Raw genomic sequence first — 22,089 nt, forward strand, 5'->3', positions numbered from 1 at the left:
GTCCGGCGCCAGGGCTGATTCACCACTCTGACCGTGGCAGCCAGTATTGCGCGCATGATTACCAAGGACTGGTTAAACAATTCGGCATGCAGGCATCCATGTCACGCAGGGGGAACTGCTACGACAACGCTCCGATGGAAAGCTTCTGGGGAAGCCTTAAAAACGAGCTGGTACACCACCAGCGTTACGCCACGCGGGCCGATGCTCAGAGGGCTATCCAGGAATACATTGAAAGCTTCTACAACCGCCAGCGGCGTCACTCACGCCTCGGCTATATTCCGCCGGCTTTATTTGCTGAACAATTCAGCAGGCAACAGCAGGCAGCTTGAAACAAGAGTGTCCGCTATTGACAGTACACCTCAGCCCGCTCCTCGCGCGCGTGCGCGAAATGGTCTCGCTTGTCGCTAGGGCCGCTCTCGCTTGAGGCGCGCTTGATGGGCCTCGACCGAGGTGCTGATTATTCAGAACGAGATCAACGCCGCAGCGCAGGCCCTGTGCCGGCCAGAAATGAACTGAGCAACGACGAAGAGGAAGCGCGCACCCGCGAGTTGATCGCGCTGAATACGTGGCCAGACCGCTAAGGAAGCGCTGATCAATTGAGGATTTTTTCAGCGCGATCCGAGTTTTGACAGCAATGCCGCTCGAGCACTTTGCGATTCGTTTTTTTGTCGCCGGGACAGCCGGTTTTTCAGAAAATCGACCGTGTTTTATGTGCATTTGGGAACTCAGGACGCACGTCGGGATTCAGTGATCGTAAATCGCCGGCCGGCCGGCACCAGATTCGCGAAGCCGAACAGCGTGAACAGCTGAGCAGTGTTCTCGGCCAGGCCGCGATAGCGCGTCTTCCGATGACGAAACAGGTTCTTGATGACGTGGAACGGATGCTCGACTTTCGCCCGCACACTAGCCTTGAGATGCTCCAGTTTTTCGAGCAGGCGCCCCAGTTTGTTCTTTGGCAGCGCCTTGCGCTTGGAGCGCTTCATCGCGACATGCCACGTGACCGATTTGCCTTGATTCTCCGAGCCTGGTAGCCCGCATCGCCCAGCGCAGCAGACTCGTCGCCGTGCAACAGCGCGCCAGCTTGCGTGACGTCCGAGACGTTGCCGGCGGTGCCGATGACGGTGTGCACGAGGCCCGACGCAGCGTCCACGCCCACGTGCGCTTTCATCCCGAAGTGCCAATCGTTGCCCTTCTTCGACTGGTGCATTTCCGGATCGCGCTCTCCATCCTTGTTCTTCGTCGAAGGCGGCGCCGCGATCAGCGTGGCGTCGACAATCGTCCCCTCGCGCATCATCGCATCATCAAACCCTTCTCGGCGAGATGGACGTTGATAGTGTCGAAGATCTTCTTGGTCAGCCCATTCGCTTCCAGCAGATGGCGAAACTTCAGCAATGTCGTCGCGTCGGGGTGCGGACTCCCGGTTCAGGTCGATGCCGACGAAGCCACGAATTGCCTGGCTGTCGTAGATCGCGTCCTCAATGCCTTCGTCCGACAGACCAAAGCATTGTTGGGCCACGTACATGCGCAGCATGCGCGCCAGTCCAATCGGCGGACTGCCAGCGCCCTTGACCTTCGGGTAGAACAGTTCGATCGCTTGATGCAGCTTGCCCCACGGGGTGGCCTTGTCGATTTCCGCAAGAAAGCGGTCGCGCCGCGTCAGCTTCTTTACTCGAGGTCGGAGAAGCTCTTCTGCATGATCGACAGGACGGGATGAGGTGAAACGAAATTATCTCAGACGAGCGGCGCCGGTGGAGCGGCTGGCGCCGAATGAATCAGTGCTTCCTGAGTATTTAGCTCCCCCCAGTCAAGCGACGACTATCGACATGTTGTGTTGCCCAAAGAGTCCTTGCTACATCTCGTCGTATTGCCATTGCTGTCACGCCAGGTTGTGTTGCCCAACGAATCAGTACTCCCTCTGATCGTATTTCCGTTGTTGTCACGCAAAGTTGTGTTGCCCAAGGAGTCGGTGCTGCCGCGAGTTGTGTTGCCATTGCTGTCACGCCAAGTTGTGTTGCCTAAGGAGTCGGTACTACCGCGAGTTGTGTTGCCATTGTTGTCACGCCAAGTTGTGTTGCCCAAGGAGTCGGTACTGCTGCGAGTTGTGTTGCCATTGTTGTCGCGACACGTCGAATTGCCTAACGAATCCGTTGAACATCGCGTCTGTGCCGCCGCGTCCAAACAGAAAATAAATATCGCTACGGCAAATACATGGCCAAGTGTCGAATTCAGTTTCATTCAAATCCCCTTTCAGTAAAATCGTCGTTTTTAGTTAGTTGCAAATAATATTTTTTACTCTTTGAATTTAGAATTATGGATGTGCCGGTTTTTTCTTCGCAGGCCCCTATTGGGATTAGCTGCGAAAGCGACATCGAAAGCAATTTATCTTGATCGCGGCATTCTTTCACTGTTCGATAGTACAGGTCGTAAGTGAGGGTAAATATAGTAAATTGTCACAGTCGGGTTGGTTGGCGGGCACTCTGCATGAATATCCAATCCCTCAGACTGGCGATGGTCGCACTTTCGCGCTACCTGAACAAGCTTCCGATTTCCTTCGCCTGCAACACCAGCGCCGCGACCTCTTTTTTCATCGCCAGCATTCGCCTGTTGAACGACTCCGGCTTATCGGCATTCCTACTGCTTCGCGCCTTGCCTGCTGCCGCCCTAGCGCCCGTGGAGCACTCCCACGGCCTCCAGGTGCGGATTAGCGCCGCGTGCCTTGCGGGTCGCTCTGGTGTCCATCCGTTCGCCATGCTGCGCCTCCAATAGTTCGTTTCGATTAATTCACGATTTCACCTACACAGGTGCGCCTGCCGTGTACGGATCGCGTTATCGCCGTGATTGTTCACCTGCTGCTGATACGCGACGTTTTGCTGGCGAACGACGGTTGCCGCTTGGGGATACTTCACTTCGGCCAGCGTGTCCAGCGTCGACCGGCATTGCGCATGCGTCTTGATGGCCAGCCTCAAGTATGTTTCGGTAGCGGTCATGTGCGCGCCAAAGTTCGCCGCCGTGCCGTGCCAGTTCGTTTAACACGGTGTCGAGCGTGACCGCCTGCGCTATCAGGGGCGCTTCCACATCGGACATGTCGCGAGCCTTCATCTTGGCGATTTTCTCGTTCATCACGCTGATTGATTCGGAGATGTCGAGTGCACCGAATGAATCCTTGGCTAAATGTGATGCCGTGACCGTGTCGTCACGACTGCCGACAAGCCGAGTTCAGCGATTCTGCGATGCCGATTCTTGCCGCTGCCATCGTCGGTCACGGTCAGCGTGGTACTTGCCGCGTCTGCAGTCGGTGCGGCGGTCTTGCTCTTTACCTTGCTTGCCATATTCTGCCCCCTGCTCTTGTGCGGTAAGCGTCCAGCCGCCCCACCTTCACGGCAACGTCAAGCCAGCGTAGAGTCCGCAAATGGCAGCAGCGAATCGATCTTGCATGGCAGCAGCGAATCGATCTTGCTGTTCGGGCAGGTCGGGAGTCCGTCGTGGGTGTCGGCAAGCCACCGGGCTGAATCCAGCCCGTTGAGTTTGGCGGTGGCAAACAGGCTCTGAATGGCCGCGGAGCGGCGGCCAGCCTGCTCCGAGCCGGCGAACAACCAGTTTTTCTTTCCGATGGCGATCGGGCGGATCGCATTCTCGACCGAGTTATTGTCGATCGGCAGGATGCCGGAGCTGGCGTAGCGCACCAGGGCCGGCCAGCGCTTGAGGGCGTGCTCGATGGCCTTGCCCGTGCCGCTGCCGATGGCCACGGTGCGCTGCGTAGCCAAGAGCCACGCGTGCAGTTCGTCCAACGCCGGCACAGCGCGCGCCGCGCGCAGGGCCAGGCGCCGGTCAGGGCTCAAGCTGGCGGCGTCATGTTCGATGGCGTACAACTGCGCGATACGGCGCAGCGCTTCCTCAGCTACAGGGCAGCCGCTGGCGGCGTGCAGGTCGAAGAACTTGCGCCGGATGTGGGCCAGGCAAGCGAGCGACCGACTGCGGACAATGGCGACCCGGCGGTCGCTTGTCTCTAGAGACTGTACTAGCACTCGCCGACCAACGGCGTTTTGCGTCGCAGCGGACCGCGTTGGCGAAAATAATAGATGGTCCCGTGCCTTGATCTAGTGAGAAATTTTGCTGCCATGTGTAGCACCTTTGTGCGACACCATCGACTAGAGTCGGTAACGAAAAAGCCGCTGATCCTTTCGAATCAACGGCTTATTCAATTCCTGGTGGTGATAGGTGGACTTGAACCACCGACCCCAGCATTATGAGTGCTGTGCTCTAACCAACTGAGCTATATCACCGAAAGCGGCAAAAGCAAAATGGCTTGACCCTTGAGAGCCAAGCCATCTGTGCGGAATTCTTGGTGGTGATAGGTGGACTTGAACCACCGACCCCAGCATTATGAGTGCTGTGCTCTAACCAACTGAGCTATATCACCGCAACGGCAGGCATTATCCAAGCTGGGGCGCGGCCTGTCAAGGCTGGACGCCGCATCGCAACAAAAATACCCGAAGCGATGTCATTTTTCCAAGCTGTGCAAATGGTCGAGCAAGGCCTGCGTTGGATCACTGCCTAGGCAGTCTATCACGATCCGGTCCGGCATCGCGCGCAGCCAGGTGAGCTGGCGCTTGGCCAGCTGGCGCGTGGCGATGATGCCCAGCTCGCGCAGCTCGGTGCGGGTGATGCTGCCGTCCAGGTAATCCCAGGCCTGGCGGTAGCCGACGCAGCGCATCGAGGGCAGGTTGGGCGACAGGTCGCCGCGTGCGCGCAGGCGCGCTACTTCCGCCACCAGTCCTTCGTCGTCGCGCGTGCCCAGCATCTGGTCGAAGCGCAGCGCGATCCGCCGGTGCAGCACCGCGCGGTCGGACGGCTCCAGCGCGTACGACACCAGCTCAAAAGGCAGCTCGGGTTTTTCGCGCTTGCCCAGCAGCGCCGACATCGGCTGGCCGGTCAATTCGATGATCTCCAGCGCGCGGTTGATGCGCTGAGCGTCGTTGGGCTTGAGGCGCTCGGCCGTGGTCGGGTCGCGCTCGCGCAGCCTGGCGTGCATGGCGGGCCAGCCGACCTGCGCGGCGTCTTCTTCGATGGCGGCGCGCACGGCGGCGTCGGCGGTCGGCAGGTCGTCCAGGCTGTCGGTGAGCCCCTTGAAATACATCATCGTGCCGCCCACCAGCAGCGGCAGCGCGCCGCGCGCGGTAATTTCCGCCACCAGGCGCAGGGTATCGTCGCGGAACTGCATGACGGAGTAGCTGTCCAGCGGGTCGAGGATGTCGATCAGGTGGTGCGGCGCGCTCGCCAGTTCTTCCGGGGTCGGCTTGGCGGTGCCGATGTCCATGCCGCGGTAGATCAGGGCCGAATCGACCGAGATGATCTCCACCGGCCGGGTGTGCGCGATCGCCAGCGCCGCTGCCGTCTTGCCGGACGCGGTCGGGCCCATGATGGCCACCGCCATCGGCTTGTTGCTGTTCGGCGCCATCACTGGCCGCGCAGGAAGAGTTTGTCGAGCGCGGAGATCTCGAGCTGCACCCAGGTCGGGCGGCCGTGGTTGCACTGGTCGGAGCGCTCGGTGATTTCCATCTGGCGCAGCAGCGCATTCATCTCCTGCACCGCCAGCACCCGGTTGGCGCGCACCGCCGTGTGGCAGGCGAGGGTGCCGAGCAGCTCGTTGCGGCGCTCGATCAACACGCGCGAGCCGCCGTATTCGCGCACGTCGCGCAGCACGTCGCGCGCCAGCGTTTGCGCATCGGCGTTCTTCAGCAGCGTCGGCACGGTGCGCACCGCCAGCGTGGTGGGCGACAGGGCGGCGATGTCGAAGCCGAGGGTCTTGAGCGTGTCGGCGTGGTCCTGGGCGGTCGCCACTTCGACCGCGTCGGCGTAGAAGGTCACCGGGATCAGCATCTGCTGCACCTGCAGCTCTTCGCCCTCGAGGCGCGCGTCCAGCGCATTCTTGATCTGCTCGTAGAGGATGCGCTCGTGCGCGGCGTGCATGTCGACCAGCACCAGGCCTTTGGTGTTCTGGGCCAGGATGTAGATGCCGTGCAGCTGGGCCAGCGCGAAGCCGAGCGGGAAGTCGTCGCTCGACAGCGGCCGCTCGCCGCTGGCAAACGGCACGCCCACCGGCGCCGCGGCCCGGGAGGCCTCGCCCGCTGCGAATAGCGCGCCATAGGATTCGAGGCGCTGGGCCACGCCGCCCGTCTCTGGCTGCGGCCGCGCATCGTCCCAGCGGCTGCCCGGTGCGAAGGGCGACGGCGAATAGCTCGGCGCCAGCTGGGCGCCAAAACTGGTCTGCTCGTGCGGGCGCGGCGCCGGGCGGGCATCCCACTGCGGCGTGCCGGACGGCCGCACTTCGGCCGCCGAGATCGGCGCCGGCGCGCTGCCATGCGCGGTGGCCGAGGTCTGCGCCAGTGCGCGCTGCACCGCATGGAACACGAACTGGTGCACCGCGCGGCTGTCGCGGAAGCGCACTTCGATCTTCGACGGGTGCACGTTGACGTCGACCAGGGCCGGGTCGAGGTCGAGCGAGAGCACATAGGACGGGAAGCGGTCGCCGTGCAGCACGTCCTGGTAGGCCGCGCGCACCGCGTGCACCAAGAGCTTGTCGCGCACGAAACGCCCGTTCACGTAGAAGAACTGGCCATCGGCGCGCGCCTTGGAGGCAGTCGGCAGGCCGGCGTAGCCGTGCAGGCGCAGCGGGCCGGCCGATTCGTCGAGCTGCAGGCGGGCGTCGGCGAAGTCGCTGCCGAGGATCTGGGCGCTGCGCTTGGCCGCTTCGCCCACGTTCCAGTGGTCGATGGTGCGGCCGTTGTGGGTGAGGCTGAAGGCCACGTCCGGGCGCGACAGCGCGATGCGGCGCACGACTTCGGCGCAGTGGCCGTATTCGGTCTGTTCGGATTTCAGGAATTTGCGGCGCGCCGGGGTATTGAAGTACAGGTCCTGGACGTCGATCGTGGTGCCGAAGGCGCCGGACGATGGCGCCACGGTGCCTTCGTGCGAGCCGACGATTTCATATGCGTGCGCAGCGCCAGGCGTGCGCGAGGTGATGCGCACCGCCGCCACCGAGGCGATCGAGGCCAGCGCCTCGCCGCGAAAGCCCAGCGTGCCGACGTGCTCGAGGTCGTGCAGGGAGGCGATCTTGGAGGTGGCGTGGCGCGCCATGGCCAGCGGCAGCTGCTCGGGCTCGATGCCGCGGCCGTTGTCGGTGATGGCGATGCGCTTGACGCCGCCTTCTTCGAGGCGCACGGTGATCTGGGTGGCGCCGGCGTCGAGCGCGTTCTCGAGCAGCTCCTTGACCACCGCGGAGGGCCGTTCGACGACCTCGCCGGCGGCAATCTGGGAAATCAGCTGGTCATTGAGCTGCTGGATGGGACGGTGGGCTGGGACGGGCGCGTTCATCGCCAAATTATATCCCGGCCACCTGCTGTCAGCGTGGGTCTGTTTTCTGCTCGCGCACCGGGATCGGGGCGCTGCACAGGTCGATTTTGCCGGCCGCGACCTTGGTCCACGGTCCGCCGCGGTTGCGCTGGGCCTCGACCACGGCCTGGTAGATGGCGCTCTCGGTGCGCAGCACTTCGAACCGGCTGCGCTCGGCTTCCGGCAGGTCGGCGGCGATGCGCACCGACTTGATCGGCATGCGCTGTTCGGGCTTTTCATAAAAGCCGGCGGCGGCGGCGCCGCGCGGCTGCACCGACAGCAGCGGCATGCCCTGCACCACCCGGCCCACCACCGTGATGTTGCGGTCGAGCTGGCGCGGCGCGTGGCCGGTGACCACGTAGAGCTGCGAGCCGTTGCCGGTGTCGGCGTCGGTGTCGCGCGCCACGCCGACCATGGCCGGGCAGTGGGTCAGCCAGGTCGTGCCCCTGGCTGGGTCGCGCGCGGCCGGAAAGCCATTCACGTGGCCGACCTGCGGCGCGTAGACGTCGCCATCCTTCAGGCGGGTAAAGCTGCCGCTGCCCTTGATTGGCGCCGTGAACTCGGCCTTGACCGTCTTGGGGGCCTTGTGCGGCTTCGGATTGACGTCGTCCGGGTCGCCCCACTGCACCACGAAGCCATCCTGCGAGCGGATGATGGCCAAGCCATCGAAGTAATTCTCGCGCACCAGGGCGCGGATGTTGGCGGCGGTCAGCGGCGCGAAGTTCGGCGCCAGCTCGATGATCACGCGGCCGGTCGGCAAGTCCATGTACAGCGTGTTTTCCGGGTCGAGCGGGCGCCAGTCGGCCGGCTTGGAGGTCTTGAGCACGTCGGCCATCGACGGCTTGGGCGGCAGTTCGCCGGCCGCCTTTGGCGCCGCGGCCGGGGCGGCCTGGGCGGCGGCGGCCGCCAGGGCCAGGGCGGCGAGGATGGTACGCGTTGGGGTGATCGAGCCGGTCATGCAGTCTCCAGAATGGTTGTTATCCTGGGGATTGTAAGCGGGATCCTGGCCAGGATGGCAAGGTGACTGGTGGTATGATGCCGGGCTACCATTTAGGAAAATTATGGATCTGATGCAATTGTTCGACATGATCCTCCATGTCGATAAGACGCTGGGCACCCTGCTGGCCCAGTACGGGACGTATGTCTACATCGTGCTGTTCCTGATCGTGTTTTGCGAGACCGGCCTGGTCCTCCTGTTTTTCTTCCCCGGCGACACCCTGCTGTTCATTGCCGGCGCCTTCTGCGCCACCGGCCAGATGAGCTATCCGCTGCTGATGGCCCTGCTCATCCTCGCCGCAGTCACGGGCAACACCCTGAATTACTATATCGGGCAGGCCATCGGCCACCGGGTATTCACGCACAATTACCGCTGGATCAACAAGGAGGCGCTGCAGCGCACCCACGACTTCTTCGAAAAACATGGCGGCAAGACCATCATCCTGGCGCGCTTCGTGCCGGTGGTGCGCACCTTCGCCCCGTTCGTGGCGGGCGTGTCGGAGATGACCCATGCGCGCTTCCAGGTCTATAACGTGACCGGCGCGGTGCTGTGGGTGGCCAGCCTGGTTACGGCCGGCTTCTTCTTCGGGAATATCCCGATCGTGCGCGACCACCTGACCGAGATCGTGCTGGTCGGCGTGTCGGCAGCGATCGTGCCGCTGGCCCTTGGCGGACTGTACAAGTTCGGCCGGCGCATGATGAGCCGATAACAAACACCTCTTGTCATTCGTGCAGCGCTCCGATATTTTCGGGGCGTTGTTGCTTTAGCGCACTCAAGTTCAGGGTACTTTTTGCCGATAAGCATGAGGACAGACCACTTTCTGGAATCCCATGCGCCACCTCATCGCCCTGTTTGCCTGCAGCCTTGCCATGGCTGGCGCAAGCGCAAGCGACCCCGCTCCCAAGCCCGCCGCCGCCGCTGACGGCAGGTCGGCCAACGTCAAGGCCATCCTTGAAGGCAAGGCCACGGCCTCGGCCAAGCCGGTGGTCACGCCCGACCTGAAGGCGATCGCCGCCGCCGCCGATGCCGCCACCAAGGCCGCCAAGCCTGCCGTGCCGGCCGCCGCCGCCGCCGAAGACCAGTCCGAAGTCGACCTGTCGGTGCGCATCGCCGAGCGCCTGGCCGAATTGCGCGCCCAGCAGCAGGTGCGCGCGGCCAACGCCGCCAAGGCCAAGAGGGCGGCCGACGCCAAGCGCCGCAAGGAAGCCGAAGCCGCGATTGCCGTGGCCAGCAAGCCGAAGAACGGCACCCACTGGTCCTACGAGGGCGAGTACGGCCCGGCCAACTGGTCGAACATCAATGCGGCCTGGGCCAAGTGCGGCACCGGCAACCGCCAGTCGCCGATCGACCTGCGCGACGGCATGAAGGTCGACCTCGAGCAAATCACGTTCGACTATCATCCGACCTCGTTCAGCGAAGTCGACAACGGCCACACGATCCAGGTGACGGTCGGCGGCGGCAACTTCCTCACGGTGGGTAACCAGGCCTACGAACTCCAGCAATTCCACTTCCACCGCCCGTCGGAAGAGCGCATCAACGGCAAGGGCACGGAAATGGTGATCCACTTCGTGCACCGCAGCTTCGAAGGCAAGCTGCTGGTGCTGGCCGTGCTGCTCGAACGCGGCCGCGCCAACAGCCTGATCCAGACGGTGTGGAACAACCTGCCGCTGGAAAAGAAGCAGGCAGTGTCGCCCTCGATCCTGATCGACCCGAACGAAGCGCTGCCGGAAAAGCGTGAATACTTTACCTACATGGGTTCGCTGACCGAGCCGCCCTGCACGGAGGATGTGCTGTGGATCGTCATGAAGCAGACCATGCAGGCGTCGCCGGCGCAGATGGCGCTGTTCTCGCGCCTGTATCCGCTCAATGCAAGGCCGGTGCAGCAGAGTAATGGGCGGATGATCAAGGAATCGAATTGATTTCACTAAGAGCAAGCCACTCTCAGCACGTCGTTCCGGCGCAGGCCGGAACGACGGTCTTGGGGTTAACAAAAGAAGGATTTTGCCTTAGGTCTTGCGCTTTTTCTTCTGCTCTTCCTTGTACTTCTGGAAGCGCTCGATATGCTCTTCCCGCTTCAAAATCCGTGAGTTCGGGTCCAGCGTCACACTCTCCCTGTCCTTCACCTCCACACTACCGCGCCCGTCTGCCATCGGCAGCGTCACCACACGCTCGCCCACGCGCACCTCGAGCGGCATCGGGAAAGGCGTGCCCTTCTCGGTCTTCCACGCCAGCTGCAAGCTGGAACCGTTGCGGCTTGCCACCAACTCCGGCAGCCCCTTCTGGTACAGGTAAGCCTGGAAGAACCAGTCCAGCTTGCGCCCGCTCACGCGCTCGGCAATCGCAATGAATTCCACCGTGGTCCCGTAGCGCGGCGCGATCTGGCCCGGCTTCGGGTCGGCGCTGCCGTACACCACTTCGCGCACGGTGCGGAAAAACGCCTCGTCGCCGAGCAGGCCGCGCAGCGTGTGCATCACCAGCGAGCCCTTGGTGTAGATGTCCTGGCCCGGCCCACCGCGCTCGGTGCTGTAGACGTCTTCCTCGCGCTTCGGCTTGCCCGACACGATCGGCGCCTTGTTCTCGATGCCGGCGCGCTGCTGCATCAGCGAGGCGAAATATTCCTGGTTGCCGCGCAGGTGCTGCATGTAGAGCGGCTGCATGTAGCTGCCCAGGCCTTCGTGCAGCCACATGTCGTCCCAGTCGGCATTGGTCAGCTGGTTGCCGAACCATTCGTGGGCGAATTCGTGCTGCAGCAGTTCGTCGTAGCCGTAGGCGGTCTTGGCGTACTTGTTGCCGTAGGCGTTGATGGTCTGGTGCTCCATGCCCTTGTGCGGGGTCTCGACCACGCCCATCTTTTCATCGCCGAAGGGGTAGGGGCCGATGGTGCCCTCGAAGAAGTCGAGCATCTGCGGGAATTCGGTGAACAGCTCGGCCGCCCCTTTTTCGCTCTGCGGCAGGTACCACATGCGCAGCGGGATGCTATTGCCATAGCGGCTGGCGTAGCTGCCCTCCAATACCTTGTAGGGCCCGACGTTGATCGCGATGCCGTAGGTGCTGGGGTGTTTGGTGCGCCAGTGCCAGGTGCGCCAGCCGTCGGCTTCGTCCATGCCCATGGCGACGCCGTTGCCGGCCGCGACCAGGGGTGCGGGCACGGCGATGTGCTGGTCGAGCAGTTTCGGCTTGCCGGTCGGGTGGTCGATGCAGGGCCAGAACAGGTCGCAGCCTTCGCCCTGCACGGCGCTGGCCACCCAGGGCTGGCCGTCCGGAGTCTGCGACCAGACGAAGCCGCCGTCCCACGGGGCATTCTTGGCCACATGCGGCTTGCCCTGGTAGCGCACCCGGATCGTCGCCTGGCGGCCCGGTTCCAGGCGCTGGGGCAGGCGCACGGTGAGGCGGCCCTCCGGGTTGCTCCAGCCAGTCGCCGGTAGAAGCTGGCCATCCACTTCGATCGCCTCGATCGGCAGGTTGCGGTCGAGGTCGAGCTCGATGCGGTCGGTGGGCGCGCGGGTACCGAAGGTGAGCAGGGCGTCGCCGCGGATGCTGCGGCTGGCGGGATCGATGCGCAGGCTCAGGTCGGCCTTGTCGAATTCCAGCGCCAGCTGGTCGGGGCTGCGCGGCGCGCCGGAATTGACGGTGTGCTCGGTGAGCGGGGCCTGGGTGGCGCAGGCGGCGAGCAGCGAACAGGTCGCGGCGATCAGGGTCTTTTTCATCGGGACTGGCGGCGTGGAGAAGCTTGCCAATCTAGCACAGCAAAAAACGGGTGGATATATTGACAGCCCCGTTAGCTGAGCCGGTAGGTCCCGCGCCAGACCTTGCCCGGTTCCAGCATGTGCGGATCGAGCAGCGCCGGCTCGATGCACACGAAGCGCTTGTACTCGTCCTTCTCCATGTCGGCCAGCGCCGCCGCATCGACCGCGCCCGGGTTCCACACCACGGCGTCGAGGAAGCCGCCTTGTTCCATCACGCGCGTGCCGGCGCTGGTGGACAGCAGCGCGCGTCCCGCCACGTGCGGGTACACGGCGTCGAGCTTGTCGATGATCGAGATCTCGTCCGACGAGATGCCCTCGATGCGCGCTTCGCACACGTCCGGCACCAGCAAGTAGGTATGCAGGGCCGCGCAGAAGGGGAAGGGCGCCGCGCCCAGGTTGCGCACCGTGAGCGCCATCGCCAGTTCGTTGGCGCGCACCGTCACGCGCAGGGCCAGCATGAACTGGTGCGGCCAGGCGTCGGCCATGCTGGGCGGCAGGTCGCCCAGCGCCAGGCCGAATTCGGCCCAGGCCGCGTCGCCTTCCAGGCCGCTGTCTTCCAGGCGCCAGGTGGACACGCGCGCAAAGCCGTGGCGCATGCCGGCGCCGCGTTCGGCGAACTGGGGAAAGATCACCGGCACGCCGCCGCGGATGGCCTTGCGGCCGTCCAGCGCCGACTTCGCGCTCAGGAACAGGCGCTCCTGGCCGTCTGCGCCCTTCATCGAGACCACATGGGCGCCGTACAGCGTGACGGTGGCCTCGGCGCCATCCGGGGCCTGGATGCGGATCGCCGGCAGCTGCCCGACGTTGGTATGGGTGGCGATGGTCATGGTGGCGGCTCCGGCGGGTGGAATCAGGTCTGGCGGCTCTTGGCCATGGGCGGATTGTCGGCGAAGTAGCGCTTGATGCCCTTGGTGATGGCTTCGGCCAGCTGGTTCTGGTAGCCCTCGTCGCGCAGCTTCGCTTCTTCCTCGCGGTTCGAAATAAAGGCAGTTTCCACCAGAATCGACGGAATGTCAGGTGCTTTCAGCACCGCGAAACCGGCCTGCTCGACCGCGTTCTTGTGCAGGCGGTTGATGCCGCCGATCTCGGTCAGCACGGCCTTGCCGAGCTTCAGGCTGTCGTTGATCTGGGCCGTGGTCGACAGGTCGAACAGCACGCTGGCGATCTGCTTGTCCTGGGTCGCGAAGTTGGCGCCGCCGATCAGGTCGGCCTTGTTCTGGTCGTTCGCGAGCCAGCGCGCGGCGCTCGAGCTGGCGCCTTTTTCCGACAGCACGAATACCGACGAGCCGCGCGCGGTGGGCGACACGAATGCGTCGGCGTGGATCGACACGAACAGGTCGGCCTGCACCTTGCGCGCCTTCTGCACGCGCTGGCCGAGCGGCACGAAGTAGTCGCCGTCGCGGGTCAGCATCACGCGGGTATTGGGCAGCGCTTCCAGCTTGGCCTTCAGGCGCTTGGCCACCGCCAGCACGATGTCCTTTTCATAGGCCCCGGTGGCGCCGACCGCGCCCGGGTCTTCGCCGCCATGGCCGGGGTCGAGCGCGATGGTCACCATCCGCACCACCTTCTGGGAAGGCGGTTTGGCTGTCTTCGATGGCGTCGGCTGCACCGCCTGCGGCGGCGGGGTGCCGTCCAGCGCCGACATCTCGGATTCGAGCTTGGCGATGGCGTCAAGCCCCACTTCGGTCTGGGCCGGCGGCGTGGCCGGCAGCGGCGAGGCCGGGTTGGCGCTGGTGGCGGCGGTGGCCGCGGCTGGCGCGCGCTCGGTGTGCCACTCGCCTTTTTCGATCATCGCGGCGATCGGGTCCACCGGGCGGGTCGGGTACAGGTCGAAGATCAGGCGGTGCTGGTAGCCGGCCACCGGGGCCAGCGTGAACACCTGCGGCTTGACTTCTTCCTTGAGGTCGAACACCAGGCGCACCACGTTCGGCCGGTTCTGGCCCACGCGCACCTGCTTGATGTACGGGTCATTCGCTTCGACCTTGGCGACCAGGCTCCTCAATGTGCCGTTCAGGCCCAGGCCCTCGATGTCCACCACCAGCCGCGGCGGGTCGGCCACGAGGAAGTGCTGGGTCTTGAGGTCGCTGTCGTTTTCCAGCGTCACGCGGGTGTAGTCGGGCGCGGGCCAGACCCGCACGGCCAGGATCTGGGCGGCACTGGCCGGCAGCGGGTTCACCACCGACAGCAGCAGCGTGCCCCCGGCCTTGAGCAGGGTGCGGCGGCGCGGCGAAGCGGGAATCAGGAGGGCGGGTAGGCGAGATGGTCGAGGCATAGCAGGCCTGATTGAGACAACGCCTGCAATTCTACATCACGGCCGAGGCCGCTGACGCTAAGCAACACACGTAAATCGGGTGGGGGCAACACCGGCTCGCCTTTTTCCGGCCATTCGACGATGCAGATGTTCTTGCCGTCGAAATCCTCGCGGAAGCCCGCGTCCAGGAATTCTTCCGGGCTGGCCATGCGGTACAGGTCGTAATGGATGATGTTCACCGGCGCGCCGGCCACTTCCACTCGGTAGGGCTCGGACAGCGTGTAGGTGGGGCTCTTGACCGTGCCCCGGTGCCCGGCGGCCTGGATCAGGGCGCGGGTGAGGGCGGTCTTGCCCGCGCCGAGGTCGCCGTGCAGGTAGATCACCAGGCCGGGATGGAGCGCGCGTGCGAGCGCGGCGCCCAGGGCGGCAGTGGCGGATTCGTCGGGTAGGTGCGCTGTGAAGGGCTGCATCGAATAAAATAGCGGGTTGAAAGGCGCAGTGCGCCGCGTTGTTCCATCTGCCATGACCACTTCCCCCGATTTGCCTGAACTAGCCCGCGCCATCAAGGCCTGGGGCCGCGAGCTCGGTTTCGCCGACGTGCGCATTGCCGACGTCGACCTGGCGCATGCGGAAGCGGGATTGCAGGCCTGGCTGGATGCGGGCTTCCACGGCGAGATGGATTATATGGCAAGCCACGGCATGAAGCGTGCGCGTCCGAACGAACTGGTGCCCGGCACGGTGCGCGCGATCGTGGCGCGCATGGATTACCTGCCCGCCACCCGCGGCGACGGCTGGCGTGCGGAAGAAGCTGCGCGCCAGCTGGAGCCCGGCGCGGCCGTGGTGTCGGTGTATGCACGCGGACGCGACTACCACAAGGTGCTGCGCAACCGCCTGCAGGCCCTGGCCGAACGGGTGAAGCTGGCCGTGGGCGAACTCGGCTACCGCGTGTTTACCGATTCGGCGCCGGTGATGGAATTGCCGCTGGCGGAAAAATCCGGCCTGGGCTGGCGCGGCAAGCACACCCTGCTGCTGTCGCGCGCCGCCGGTTCCACCTTCTTCATCGGCGAAATCCTGGTCGACCTGCCGCTGCCGGTGGATCCGCCCACCGGCGCGCACTGCGGCCAGTGCCAGGCCTGCATCGATGTCTGCCCAACCCAGGCCATCCTCGGCCCCGGCCGGCTGGACGCGCGGCGCTGCATTTCCTACCTCACGATCGAACTCAAGGGCAGTATTCCCGAAGAACTGCGGCCGCTGATCGGCAACCGCATCTATGGCTGCGACGATTGCCAGCTGGCCTGCCCGTGGAACAAGTTCGCGCAGCGCGCTGCCTTGCCGGATTTCGACGAGCGCAACGGACTTGGCGCTGCGGGCATGGTGGACCTGTTCGCGTGGGACGAGGACGAATTCAACCGCCGCATGGAAGGCAGCCCGATCCGGCGAATTGGCCACGAGCGCTGGCTGCGCAACCTGGCGGTGGGGCTGGGCAATGCCGCGGCGAGCGCGGCGGGCAGGGGAGATGCGGCGATCGTCGCGGCCCTGCGCGCACGCGCCGCGCACCCTTCAAGCCTGGTGCGCGAACACGTGGCCTGGGCGCTGGCCCGGCATGGCGTGCTACTCGATGCGCTTGAGGCGCAGGCCTGACCAGTCGCCGTCGATCGAGATCATCGCCACCGCCGTGATGCCGTTTTCCTTGGCATAGGCGTTGATGGAATCGCGGTTGATGTCGGTGGCCTTGGAGGCGGTCTGCTTGAGGTAGGCGATCCACAGCGAACCCTTGTCGCCCAGGCGCTCCTTGGCGGTCGGCATGTATTGCTCGAGTTCCTTGCGGTTGAGCGCGAACATCAGGATCACATCGACCGGGCCATCGCCTTCCTTGACGAGCTCGGCCGGCATCTGGGCGGCCACGGCGGGGTTGGCCTGGCTGTTCAGGACCAGCATCGATTTCGCCGTCCGTAGAAACATCTTGTCTGCAACAGATTTTTCGCTCATGGGAGTTCCTAAATGCAAGTGCTGCGCAGCCGAGGGTGTTCACGGCGGCTACGACGCGTTCAGGTACATTTTACAAGGCTTCGTTCAAAGGGCTGTGACGCTTGCGGTGCGGAATTGGTAGGGTGGCCGGCGTAGCCGGCCACCCTACGTGAAGGGCAACCGTTATTTCAGAAGCCCGGCCAGTTCGACCGCCGTCTTGACATGCATCTTGTCGAAGATATGCGCGCGGTGCACTTCCACCGTGCGCATGCTGATTCCCAGCTTGTCCGCCACCACCTTGTTCATCATGCCGGCCAGGATCAGGTCGAGCACTTCGCGCTCGCGCGCCGATAGCGTGGCCAGGCGCGCCTGCACCACGGCCCCGTCGGCCGCCTTGCGCGAGGCCGCCAGCGCCTCGTCGACCCGGTCCATCAGCACATTGTCGTTGAACGGCTTTTCGAAAAAATCGAAGGCGCCGCGCTTGAGCGAGTCGACCGCCATTGGCACATCGCCGTGGCCAGTGAGGAAGATCACGGGCAGGCGCGCGATGAGGCCAAGTTTTACCAACTGGTCAAAAACCGCGACGCCATTCATGTCGGGCATGCGCACGTCCAGCAGCACGCAGTCGCCGCCCGCGCTGGCGGGGCTGGAGGTGGCGACGGCGTCGAGGAAGGCTTGCCCGCCCGCATAGCCGCGCGCCTCCAGGCCGCGCGACTGCGCCAGCCAGGCCAGCGCGTCGCGGATGACGTCTTCATCGTCGACAATGTGCAGCATTCGGTGGTCTTTCGTGCCGGGCGGGATGCGCCCGTGTTCATGTTGTCGCAGCACATGCCGCAGGGGGATTTTAGCCCAGCGCCCGGTCCGCCGCTTGCGCGGGCAGGGCGAAGCTGAAGATGGTGCCGCCGCCCGGGTTCGGCGCATGGGTCAATGTGCCGCCGTGGAACTCGATCGCGGTGCGGCAGATCGACAGCCCCATGCCCATGCCCTCGGCCTTGGTCGAGTAGAAGGGCGAGAACAGGCCGGCCGCCACTTCCGGTGCGATGCCGTGGCCGCGGTCGATCACCGAGACCGTCACCGAGCCGGCCTCGTGCGCGGCCGCGATGCGCAGCACGCGCTGGTCGGGGCGTGTGTCCTGCATCGCTTCGATGGCGTTGCGCGTCAGGTTGAGCAGCACCTGTTCCAGCAGCACGCGGTCGGCCAGTACCGGCGGCAGCTGCGGCGCGATATCGATGCGCAGCACCACGCCGGCCTGGCGCGCCTGCAGCTCGACCAGCGCGCGCACGCCGTCCAGCACGCTGCGGATGCCCACGGTCTCGCGGCGCGGCTCGCGCTTTTTCACGAACTGGTGCACGCTGCGGATGATCTGGCCGGCGCGCTGGGCCTGCTGGCGCGCCTGCTCCAGCGCGTGGCGCAGCATGCCGGCGTTGACCGGTTCGCCCGACTTGCCGCTGTTCTCCAGCACATTGATGGCGCCGGCCGTGTAGCTGGAAATGGCCGCCAGCGGCTGGTTCAGCTCGTGCGCCAGCATCGACGAGATCTCGCCCATCGTCGCCAGGCGCGCACTGGCTTCCAGCTTTTCCTGCTGCTGGCGGTTGAGTTCCTCGGCGCGCTTGCGGTCGGTGATGTCGAGCACCGAGCTCATGTAGCCCGTATGCTTGCCGTCCATGTCCACCAGCGGCGCCTCGAACACCAGCACGGGAACGCGGCGGCCGTCGGCGCGCAGGAACATGGTCTCGAACTGGGGGATGACATTGCCCGACAGCACGCCGCGGAAGCGCTCTTCGGATTCGCCCACCACTTCCGGGGCCCAGTAGGCCATCGGCGGCTTCTTGCCGACGATCTCTTCGGCCGGCAAGCCGACGATCTCGCAAAACGCCCGGTTCACGTACGTGACGCGCCCTTCCAGGTCGCGCGCGCGCAGGCCGGTGATGAGCGAATTCTCCATCGCGGTGCGGAAGGCCATCTGCTGGCGCAGCGCGGCCTCGGCCGCCAAAGTGCGCGAGATGTGGCGCCACAGCGCACCCAGGCTCAGCACCAGGCCCAGGGCCAGCACGATCACCGAGCCCACCAGCAGGTTGGGCAGCAGCTGGGGCGCGCGCTTGACGCTGTCGGTGGACAGCACCACCAGTGCGCCCGGCAGGTCGAGCTCGCGCCGGTGGGTGTAGACGCCGCGTCCCGGGCCGCCGGCCACGCGCCGCGCCACCGGGCGGTCGTCGCGGTCGAGCAGGGTCAGGGCATTGTCCTGGGCGAACCACCACGGCACCGTCTCGTCGAGCAGCACCTGCAGGCTGTAGGTGGCGATCAGGCTGCCCGCCGGTTTCCCGCCCGAGAACAGCGGCAGGTAGTAGTCGAGCGTGCCCGGCGAGGCGGTGGTGGCGCCGTAGGGCTCGCTGTAGCGGCCGCGCCGCGTGGCGCTGGCCACTTCGAGCGCGAGCCGGGTCGGCGCGGGCAGGGCGGCGGGCGGCTCCAGGCCGTGGCTGGCCAGGGGCTGGCCGTCGGCGCCGTACCACACGATGCGCACCAGTTCGTGGCCGTTATTGAACATCTGCTTGAAGCGTGCCTGCAGCGCCGCCGGCGCGGGCGGGCGCGCCACCAGGTCGGCGCCGAGCCCGGCCAACGCCTCTTCGCTGCGCGCCAGTTCGAAGCGCAGCGTCTGCTCGACCCACAGCGTATCGGCGATCAGTTGTTCCTGGCGTTCGGTCGCTTCCATCTGGCGCGCCTGCCATGGCAGCCAGACCAGCACGGCCAGGAACAGCAGCACCAGCAGCACCGGCACCAGCCAGCGCCAGGAGCGGGCGCGCTGGGCCGAGCGGGACTGGCGGAACGGAAATTTCATGGATGACTCCGTACTTCGTTACACTGTCGGGCTATATTGTGGAAGTCCACGATGGCGCGCGATGGCGCTGCGCCGCACACTCGCCCCAACCCAGCTTATTGTTTTCGCCACCAGGATGAACCGAACCGCCATGCACCTCAAGGCCCTGGCCGCCGTGCTGCTCGCCTGCGCAAGCGCCGGTGTGGCGGCGCAGGCGCCGATCGTCATCAAGTTCAGCCACGTGGTCGCGCCGGACACGCCGAAAGGGCGCGCCGCCGAGCGTTTCAAGGCGCTGGCCGAGCAGATGACGCGCGGCCGGGTGAAGGTGGAAGTCTACCCGAACAGCCAGCTCTACAGGGACCGCGAGGAGCTCGAGGCCTTGCAGCTGGGCGCGGTGCAGATGCTGGCGCCTTCGCTGGCCAAGTTCTCGCCGCTGGGGGTGAAGGAATTCGAAGCTTTCGACCTGCCCTACATCTTCCCGTCCAAGGCGGCGCTGTACGCGGTGACGGAAGGGCGCATCGGACGCGGCCTGCTGCGTAAACTCGAGCCCAAGGGCATCACCGGCCTGGCTTACTGGGACAATGGCTTCAAGATCATGTCGGCCAACAAGCCGCTGCTGAAACCCGTCGACTTCCGCGGCCTGCGCATGCGCATCCAGGCCTCCAAGGTGCTGGACGCGCAGATGCGCGTGCTCGGCGCCCAGCCGCTGGCGCTGGCCTTCTCGGAAACCGCCCCGGCGCTGCGCGACGGCGTGGTCGAAGGCACCGAGAACACGCCCTCGAACATGTTCACCCAGCGCATGCACGAGACGCAAAAGCACCTGACCGTGTCGAACCATGGCTACCTGGGCTACGCCGTCATCGTCAACAAGAAGTTCTGGGACGGCTTGCCGGGCGAACTGCGCAGCACGCTCGAGAAAGCCATGGCCCAGGCCACCGCCTACGAGAAAACCATCGCCCAGCATACCAACGATGCGGCGCTGGAATCGATCCGGCGCGCCGGCACCACCACCATCCATACGCTCAGCCCGCAGCAGCAGGCGGAGTGGCGCCGCGCCATGCAGCCGGTGCATGCGCAGATGGAAGAGCGGATCGGCAAGGACGTGGTGCAGGCGATCCGGCGCGAGGTCGCGAAGCAGGGCGCGGCAGGCCCCTCCATGACACGCAAATGACAGGTCTTTACGAACGCTTATGCTATTTCTTCATAACTAAAATAAATGAAGTAATGTGGCCAAAAAGATACGCTTGAGCAGAAAGCTTGCGATATGATGGGGCCTCTTTGCACTCACATGGTGCGAACGCGAACAGAACATACACGGTTTTGGGGAGCATAGAAAAAATCACGGTAATTCATACCGGAGACAAATCGAGGAGACACACGTTTTACAGAAGCCGTTAGCACAGCTAAACGGCCGGGAACGTGACCCGAATTGGAGCGCACCTCAGGGTGCGCTTTTTTTTCGCCTGCGGGGGCTGGCCGGGGTGGCTGCCCAAGGGGTAAGATGCTTTGATGAAGACAGACCAGGCCAGTACCTTGTTCAACGCCATCGTGCCGGCGCAATTCGGCGCGATCGGCATCCGCACCCAAGACGCGCGCGTGCGCGAGCTGGTCTACCTCCAGCCCTCGTTCGACGAGAAAGCGGCCGACAACGCGGTGGCCGAACTGGCCGCCATGCAGGTTGCCCACTACCTGCAAGATCCCGATTTCCGTTTCGACCTGCCCCTGTTCGAGGCCGGCACCGAGTTCCAGCGCCGCGTCTGGAGCGAGATCGCATCGATCCCGCGCGGCAACGTCAAGACCTACGGCCAGGTGGCCAAGCTGATTGGCTCGGCCCCGCGCGCGGTGGGCCAGGCCTGCGGCGCCAACTGGTTCCCCCTCATCATTCCCTGCCACCGCGTGACGGCCTCCGGCGGCCTGGGCGGCTTCTCGAACCAGGACGACGAGAACGGCTTCCACCTGTCGGTCAAGCGCTGGCTGCTGCGCCACGAAGGCGCCACCGCATCCCCATGGCAGCAGCAATCGATCTGGGACTGATCGACGAGTTCTGCGACGCCCTCTGGCTGGAACAGGGGCTGGCCAAGAATTCGCTCGACGCCTACCGCCGCGACCTGAAGCTGTTCGCCAGCTGGCTGGAAATGAAGCGGCCGGCGCGCACCAGCCTGCTCGCGGTGCAGCCCGAGGACATTGCCGCCTACTTCGCCGAACGCCATGCCGACACCCGGCCCAGTTCGGCCAACCGGCGCCTGTCGGTGCTCAAGCGTTTCTATGGGCTGGCGCTGCGCCGCAACCAGGTGGCCAGCGACCCCTGCCTGCAGATGGCCTCGGCCAAGCAGCCGCTGCGCTTCGTCCATACGCTGACCGAAGGCCAGGTGGAAGCGCTGCTGGGCGCGCCGGACGTGTCGACCCCGCTCGGCCTGCGCGAGCGCACCATGCTGGAGCTGATGTATGCGAGCGGACTGCGGGTGTCGGAACTGGTGGCCCTGAAACTGGTCGAAATGAGCCTGAACGACGGCGTGCTGCGCATCACGGGCAAGGGCAGCAAGACGCGCCTGGTGCCGTTCGGGGGCGAGGCGCGCGCCTGGCTGGAGCGCTACCTGAAAGATGCGCGCGGCATCATCCTGAATGGCCAGGTCGACGACGCCTTGTTCGTGACTGGCCGCGGCGGGGCCATGACGCGCCAGATGTTCTGGATCCTGATCAAGAAGCATGCGCAGAAGGCGGGCATCCAGGGGCCGCTGTCGCCCCACACGCTGCGCCACGCGTTCGCCACCCACCTGCTGAACCACGGCGCCGACCTGCGCGTGGTGCAGCTCCTGCTGGGGCACGCCGATATTTCGACCACACAGATTTATACGCATGTTGCGCGCGAGCGCCTCAAGCATCTGCATGCGCAGCACCATCCGCGGGGTTAATTCAAGCC

Annotated in this window: 22 protein-coding genes and 2 tRNA genes; 8 read left to right on the forward strand and 16 right to left on the reverse strand. The window is 64.9% G+C overall.

Features of this window, described 5'->3' with window-relative positions; genetic code table 11:
- Window positions 1-329, forward strand: a 329-nt coding sequence (locus tag BM031_RS21860) for an integrase core domain-containing protein (RefSeq protein ID WP_143084674.1), incomplete at its 5' end; no start/stop codon positions are given.
- 396 nt (window positions 330-725) lie between these two features.
- Here BM031_RS21860 and BM031_RS26140 read toward each other — a convergent pair.
- Entirely contained in the window at window positions 726-959 is a 234-nt protein-coding gene (locus BM031_RS26140) for a transposase (RefSeq protein ID WP_441293479.1), read from the reverse strand.
- A 20-nt stretch (window positions 960-979) separates the two neighbouring features.
- Entirely contained in the window at window positions 980-1,660 is a 681-nt protein-coding gene (locus BM031_RS26145) for an IS5 family transposase (RefSeq protein WP_307187482.1), read from the reverse strand.
- Window positions 1,661-2,481: 821 nt separating this feature from the next.
- On the opposite strand from BM031_RS26145, the gene BM031_RS25690 reads away from it, so the two are divergent.
- A complete protein-coding gene (locus tag BM031_RS25690) occupies window positions 2,482-2,766 on the forward strand; it encodes a hypothetical protein (protein WP_177207861.1) in 285 nt (94 codons plus the stop codon).
- A 23-nt stretch (window positions 2,767-2,789) separates the two neighbouring features.
- Here BM031_RS25690 and BM031_RS25810 read toward each other — a convergent pair whose 3' ends face one another.
- The 7 genes from BM031_RS25810 to BM031_RS21905 all read right to left on the reverse strand — a co-directional run bounded on the left by BM031_RS25810 (window position 2,790) and on the right by BM031_RS21905 (window position 8,350).
- The gene (locus BM031_RS25810) at window positions 2,790-2,987 is read right to left on the reverse strand and encodes a hypothetical protein (RefSeq protein WP_091876669.1); all 198 of its coding nucleotides are present in this window, start codon (window positions 2,985-2,987) and stop codon (window positions 2,790-2,792) included.
- Window positions 2,988-3,386: 399 nt separating this feature from the next.
- The gene (locus BM031_RS21880; RefSeq protein WP_229409143.1) at window positions 3,387-4,025 is read right to left on the reverse strand and encodes an IS66 family transposase; all 639 of its coding nucleotides are present in this window, start codon (window positions 4,023-4,025) and stop codon (window positions 3,387-3,389) included.
- A 181-nt stretch (window positions 4,026-4,206) separates the two neighbouring features.
- Window positions 4,207-4,283, reverse strand: a tRNA-Met gene (locus BM031_RS21885).
- A gap of 60 nt (window positions 4,284-4,343) precedes the next feature.
- A tRNA-Met gene (locus tag BM031_RS21890) sits at window positions 4,344-4,420 on the reverse strand.
- A gap of 81 nt (window positions 4,421-4,501) precedes the next feature.
- Complete coding sequence (miaA, locus tag BM031_RS21895) at window positions 4,502-5,458, reverse strand: tRNA (adenosine(37)-N6)-dimethylallyltransferase MiaA (protein WP_091876670.1); 957 nt, start codon at window positions 5,456-5,458, stop codon at window positions 4,502-4,504.
- A complete protein-coding gene (gene mutL / locus BM031_RS21900; RefSeq protein WP_091876671.1) occupies window positions 5,458-7,374 on the reverse strand; it encodes a DNA mismatch repair endonuclease MutL in 1,917 nt (638 codons plus the stop codon). Before mutL ends, miaA begins: the two co-directional genes overlap by 1 nt.
- Window positions 7,375-7,402: 28 nt before the next feature.
- Window positions 7,403-8,350: a peptidylprolyl isomerase gene (locus tag BM031_RS21905; protein WP_091876672.1), complete on the reverse strand. Its 948-nt coding sequence runs from the start codon at window positions 8,348-8,350 to the stop codon at window positions 7,403-7,405.
- Between the two features lie 103 nt (window positions 8,351-8,453).
- On the opposite strand from BM031_RS21905, the gene BM031_RS21910 reads away from it, so the two are divergent.
- A complete protein-coding gene (locus tag BM031_RS21910; protein WP_091876673.1) occupies window positions 8,454-9,098 on the forward strand; it encodes a VTT domain-containing protein in 645 nt (214 codons plus the stop codon).
- A 121-nt stretch (window positions 9,099-9,219) separates the two neighbouring features.
- The gene (locus BM031_RS21915) at window positions 9,220-10,308 is read left to right on the forward strand and encodes a carbonic anhydrase (protein WP_091876674.1); all 1,089 of its coding nucleotides are present in this window, start codon (window positions 9,220-9,222) and stop codon (window positions 10,306-10,308) included.
- 87 nt (window positions 10,309-10,395) lie between these two features.
- On the opposite strand, the gene BM031_RS21920 is transcribed toward BM031_RS21915, so the two are convergent.
- The 4 genes from BM031_RS21920 to tsaE form a co-directional block, all read right to left on the reverse strand.
- On the reverse strand, window positions 10,396-12,096 hold the full coding sequence (locus tag BM031_RS21920) for a M1 family metallopeptidase (RefSeq protein WP_091876675.1): 1,701 nt from the start codon (window positions 12,094-12,096) through the stop codon (window positions 10,396-10,398).
- A 71-nt stretch (window positions 12,097-12,167) separates the two neighbouring features.
- Window positions 12,168-12,962 carry a D-hexose-6-phosphate mutarotase gene (locus tag BM031_RS21925; protein ID WP_091876676.1) on the reverse strand — a complete coding sequence of 265 codons (795 nt, stop codon included), beginning with the start codon at window positions 12,960-12,962 and terminating at the stop codon, window positions 12,168-12,170.
- Between the two features lie 23 nt (window positions 12,963-12,985).
- Complete coding sequence (locus BM031_RS21930; protein WP_091876677.1) at window positions 12,986-14,407, reverse strand: N-acetylmuramoyl-L-alanine amidase; 1,422 nt, start codon at window positions 14,405-14,407, stop codon at window positions 12,986-12,988.
- Window positions 14,374-14,856: a tRNA (adenosine(37)-N6)-threonylcarbamoyltransferase complex ATPase subunit type 1 TsaE gene (gene tsaE, locus BM031_RS21935; RefSeq protein WP_091876678.1), complete on the reverse strand. Its 483-nt coding sequence runs from the start codon at window positions 14,854-14,856 to the stop codon at window positions 14,374-14,376. The genes BM031_RS21930 and tsaE overlap by 34 nt, the downstream gene beginning before the upstream one ends.
- A 52-nt stretch (window positions 14,857-14,908) precedes the next feature.
- Here tsaE and queG point away from each other — a divergent pair, with 52 nt between their 5' ends.
- Window positions 14,909-16,027, forward strand: a complete 1,119-nt coding sequence (queG, locus tag BM031_RS21940; protein ID WP_091876679.1) for a tRNA epoxyqueuosine(34) reductase QueG — start codon at window positions 14,909-14,911, stop codon at window positions 16,025-16,027.
- On the opposite strand, the gene BM031_RS21945 is transcribed toward queG, so the two are convergent.
- The 3 genes from BM031_RS21945 to BM031_RS21955 all read right to left on the reverse strand — a co-directional run bounded on the left by BM031_RS21945 (window position 15,998) and on the right by BM031_RS21955 (window position 19,190).
- On the reverse strand, window positions 15,998-16,375 hold the full coding sequence (locus BM031_RS21945; RefSeq protein ID WP_177207862.1) for a DUF3052 family protein: 378 nt from the start codon (window positions 16,373-16,375) through the stop codon (window positions 15,998-16,000). The two genes, queG and BM031_RS21945, sit on opposite strands and share 30 nt — an antisense overlap.
- Window positions 16,376-16,537: 162 nt before the next feature.
- Entirely contained in the window at window positions 16,538-17,128 is a 591-nt protein-coding gene (locus BM031_RS21950) for a response regulator transcription factor (RefSeq protein ID WP_091876680.1), read from the reverse strand.
- Window positions 17,129-17,198: 70 nt separating this feature from the next.
- Window positions 17,199-19,190, reverse strand: coding sequence for a sensor histidine kinase (locus BM031_RS21955; protein ID WP_091876681.1), 1,992 nt, complete (start codon window positions 19,188-19,190; stop codon window positions 17,199-17,201).
- Between the two features lie 130 nt (window positions 19,191-19,320).
- Between BM031_RS21955 and BM031_RS21960 the strand changes: the two genes are divergently transcribed.
- The 3 genes from BM031_RS21960 (at window position 19,321) to xerD (ending at window position 22,081) form a co-directional block, all read left to right on the forward strand.
- Entirely contained in the window at window positions 19,321-20,340 is a 1,020-nt protein-coding gene (locus BM031_RS21960; RefSeq protein ID WP_091876682.1) for a TRAP transporter substrate-binding protein, read from the forward strand.
- Window positions 20,341-20,678: 338 nt separating this feature from the next.
- Complete coding sequence (locus tag BM031_RS21965) at window positions 20,679-21,203, forward strand: methylated-DNA--[protein]-cysteine S-methyltransferase (protein WP_091876683.1); 525 nt, start codon at window positions 20,679-20,681, stop codon at window positions 21,201-21,203.
- On the forward strand, window positions 21,176-22,081 hold the full coding sequence (xerD, locus tag BM031_RS21970; protein ID WP_091876684.1) for a site-specific tyrosine recombinase XerD: 906 nt from the start codon (window positions 21,176-21,178) through the stop codon (window positions 22,079-22,081). The genes BM031_RS21965 and xerD overlap by 28 nt, the downstream gene beginning before the upstream one ends.
- Window positions 22,082-22,089 lie beyond the last annotated feature (8 nt).

The organism is Massilia yuzhufengensis, from assembly GCF_900112225.1.
GTDB lineage: Bacteria > Pseudomonadota > Gammaproteobacteria > Burkholderiales > Burkholderiaceae_D > Telluria > Telluria yuzhufengensis.